Here is a 3,461-nt window from a genome sequence, read left to right on the forward strand (position 1 = left end):
ATTCATCTCACCTCACATTCAAACGATTATTTGAATGAAGTATACCTATTTGATCACTCTTTTGTCAATCTACCTTAATTCCAATACACTATTATAAGCAATTTCCTGTATTCACAACATCTTTGACGTACTTAAACAAGTACGTTACAATAGTAAAAAAGATGTTAAAGGGAGGAATAGCTTATGTCTATCGTAAACCCTAGCCAAGCTAGAAAAGTCTTTTATCAACTATTGAAAGACGTCAACAAAACTAACGAACCCATTTATATCTCTGGCAAAAACGAAGAAAGTGAAGCAGTTATGGTCAGTAAAAAAGACTGGGACGCAATTCAAGAAACATTATACCTTCAATCTGCTGGCGTAGCAGATGTGATCCACCAGCGTGAACAAGAAAATGAGTTTGTTGCATTGGAGGATATCGATTGGGATACTCTGTAAAATTAGCAAAATCAGCTACAAAAGACCTGAAACATTTAAAAGGGGCTCATTTAGAGCAAAAATTTAAAAATCTCATGGAAGTTTTAAAGGAGAATCCGTTCCAAAATCCCCCGCCTTATGAGAAATTAGTCGGAAATTTAAAAGATAAGTATTCACGCCGTTTAAATATTCAGCACCGGGTCGTTTATTCGGTGGATAATGACGCCAAAGAAGTCATTATTTGGTCGGCTTGGACGCACTATGAAAGATAGAAATCCACTTTAAAAAAGTGATTTTCTATCTTTTTTTTATGTAATGAGCTTGTCTTTTTTCGGACCAACTACCGAAAAAAGACAGTGCATACAGTGCATAAAGAGCCATTTTTTTCCGACGCCAACGACGAAAAAAACAGATTGATCTTGCCAGAAAAAGAGACCGAAATGGACACATTTCTAGTCTCTTTTTCTGGCTCAAAACGGACACGTTTTGACCAGTTTTACAGGGGGATTGGGGGAGCAGCGCGTCCCCCAACAAGGTCGTTTGCGCCACGAAGTGGCTAGCAAACATAGAGCTTGCCAACCCCCTTAAAGAAGCATAACGCTAACAGCCAAGTGCGCATTAGTGTTATGCTTCTTTCTGAACGACAGAGAAGAAAAACAGGGGGTGGGACTAGTGAGCGAACGAGAGATTTTTGAGGCCCCTTTTGCGGAGGCCAAACCGAAGCGAAAAGAGCCGAAACAAATTAGCTTTCGAGTGAGCGAATCCGAATTTGAAAAGTTGAAGCGCTCCGCTGAAATTTTTCAAATGAGTGTGCCGGCTTTTGTAAAAAGCAAGGCACAAGGGGCTAAGCTCGTCACGCCGAAAATTGACCGACCAGGAGCCGTGGAGATTGCCAAGCAATTACGCGCGATTGGAAATAACGTCAATCAGATGGCAAGAGCAACGAACGCTGCCGAACTGGATCCGGATTCAGCCGCCAACCTAACGGCTGAATTGCAAAACGTACAAAAGGAGCTGAATCAGTTATGGCAACAATTAAATTAGCCCGCAGCACCAGTTGTTCTCGCTGCATTAACTACGCTGAACCGCGGGCAACGGTCAAAAGCGGCTTCAATTGTGACGTGAACTACGCCAAAACCCAAATGAAAGCTACTCGCATGATTTATGGCAAAGACGATAAAGTCCAAGCGCATACCTTGATTCAGTCGTTTAAGCCCGGTGAGGTCACTCCGGAGCAAGCCAATGAACTAGGCTATCAATTAGCCGAAAAAGTCGCTGACGGTCACCAAGTAGCCATTTATACGCATACCGATAAAGATCATATTCATAATCATTTAGTGATTAATAGCGTCAATATGGATACTGGTTTAAAATTTCAAGCGCATGGACAAAAAGCCATTCAAGAAGTTAAAGATATGAACGATCAGATTTGTCTTGAGCATGGCTTAACGATTCCCGAAGAACCCGCTAAAGTTCGTTATACTACAGCGGAAAAGTCGTTACTGGAAAAAGGAAAAATCAGCTGGAAAGACGAAATAAGAGAAGCTGTCGATTATTCAGTGAGTCGTACAAGCGATTTTAAGAGCTTTTCAGAGCTTTTAAACGAAAATGGGGTAGATGTTAAACTGAGAGGAAAAACGATCACCTACACCCATTTAAACGCCAATAAAAAGGTGAGAGCGAGCAAGTTAGGCAGTGATTATGAAAAGGAGACGATTTTTAATGGCTTTGAAAGACACATTGAACCAACAAAAGACAGAGATTTCGCAACCGGACAATCCGGAAACAATGAGCCAAGACCTGCAGCAACTGATTCAAGTTTTGACCGAGATCCGGAACTACAGCGGAGCGACGCTACAACAGAAAAGCTTAGAGAAAGCCAATCTAGAGAACAATTTACAAGAGATTCAACAAGTGACAACGACAGTCCTGAACAACTTCAACAGCAGCTTAAAAAACTTAGAGACCACACAAACCAGCTTCAACGAGACAGCTCAAAAGCAATCAACAGAATCCTTGAAACAACTGAAAACGATCCTAAACGATCTTTTAGACCAAAACAAAGCCGAAATCGCGAAGATTCAACGCGAAATGAACCAGAACAACCACCAATTAAGCGAGATCAATCAGACCATAACCGAGACCATGGACCAAGTCTTTAAGCAGTTAAACGCTGAAATCAAGCGAACCAATCAAAAATTAACCTTTCGAACCGTTTTAACCAATTTATACGCCAGTGTGCCTACCGGTATTGTTGTGGTGGCGCTTATGTGGCTGCTTAATTTCTTTAATCTATGGTAAAAAATGAGTCTTTGCTTACATAATAACTCTCCTAAATGGAATTGAACTATTCAGGAGAGTTATCAAGTTTAAATGAATTTAAAGCCGCTAAAAATTACCTTAGAGATACTTTAATTTGATTAGTGGTCCTTTTTACAAGCATTTACTTTAAAATTGAAAATAGGGCTGTTTATTTAGCTTTTACTTCATACAACGGTTCGATCAGTCGAGCGTAAGTCGAGACACAGCTTTTTGCTAACGGGTTTTTTCATTATTCTTTAAAGGTCTTTTTGTCTGACTAAAGACGACATTTTGTCTATTAAAAAACGATATAGTGATTGAGAGGTTGTTTATTTTATTTTTTACTAAAATAAACGAGTAGTATTTATATTTATCTTATATACTTTATCTTTTAAACCTTTTGGGAAAAAATAGATCCAGTCATACCAAGGGTTTTCGCGTTTAAGAGACGAGGAAAAACTGTTCATTAGACGAGGAAAAACTGTCTAATGAACGAGGAAAAACTGTCTACTAGACGAATTATTATTTATTTTTTCGTCTAGTAGTGTATACTAAAAATACAGAGAAAAATTAGACCTCATACGGATGCTTTTCCTCTAAAAAGAAGGGTGGTTCTCTTTATGCGAAATTTTAATACTTATATACCGCAGAAGGTGGTTCAAATGGAAGATTTGTATCAACAGAAGACCGTAGAACACAATGATTTGATCACAAGTGTAGCTAAAATGGATAAGATTCCATTG

The 3,461-nt window shown here is 39.1% G+C and carries 5 protein-coding genes; all 5 read left to right on the forward strand.

Annotated features, from left to right (window positions below; all coding sequences use genetic code 11):
• Window positions 1–183 precede the first annotated feature (183 nt).
• The 5 genes from BMX83_RS10450 (at window position 184) to BMX83_RS10470 (ending at window position 2,579) form a co-directional block, all read left to right on the forward strand.
• A complete protein-coding gene (locus tag BMX83_RS10450; RefSeq protein WP_010620828.1) occupies window positions 184–438 on the forward strand; it encodes a type II toxin-antitoxin system Phd/YefM family antitoxin in 255 nt (84 codons plus the stop codon).
• On the forward strand, window positions 423–689 hold the full coding sequence (locus BMX83_RS10455) for a Txe/YoeB family addiction module toxin (RefSeq protein ID WP_087059235.1): 267 nt from the start codon (window positions 423–425) through the stop codon (window positions 687–689). The genes BMX83_RS10450 and BMX83_RS10455 overlap by 16 nt, the downstream gene beginning before the upstream one ends.
• A gap of 93 nt (window positions 690–782) precedes the next feature.
• The gene (locus tag BMX83_RS10835; protein ID WP_177170583.1) at window positions 783–977 is read left to right on the forward strand and encodes a hypothetical protein; all 195 of its coding nucleotides are present in this window, start codon (window positions 783–785) and stop codon (window positions 975–977) included.
• A gap of 112 nt (window positions 978–1,089) precedes the next feature.
• Entirely contained in the window at window positions 1,090–1,461 is a 372-nt protein-coding gene (locus BMX83_RS10465) for a MobC family plasmid mobilization relaxosome protein (protein WP_091636800.1), read from the forward strand.
• Complete coding sequence (locus BMX83_RS10470) at window positions 1,443–2,579, forward strand: relaxase/mobilization nuclease domain-containing protein (RefSeq protein ID WP_091636802.1); 1,137 nt, start codon at window positions 1,443–1,445, stop codon at window positions 2,577–2,579. Before BMX83_RS10465 ends, BMX83_RS10470 begins: the two co-directional genes overlap by 19 nt.
• Window positions 2,580–3,461 lie beyond the last annotated feature (882 nt).

It is taken from the genome of Alkalibacterium gilvum, from assembly GCF_900109085.1.
GTDB lineage: Bacteria > Bacillota > Bacilli > Lactobacillales > Carnobacteriaceae_A > Alkalibacterium > Alkalibacterium gilvum.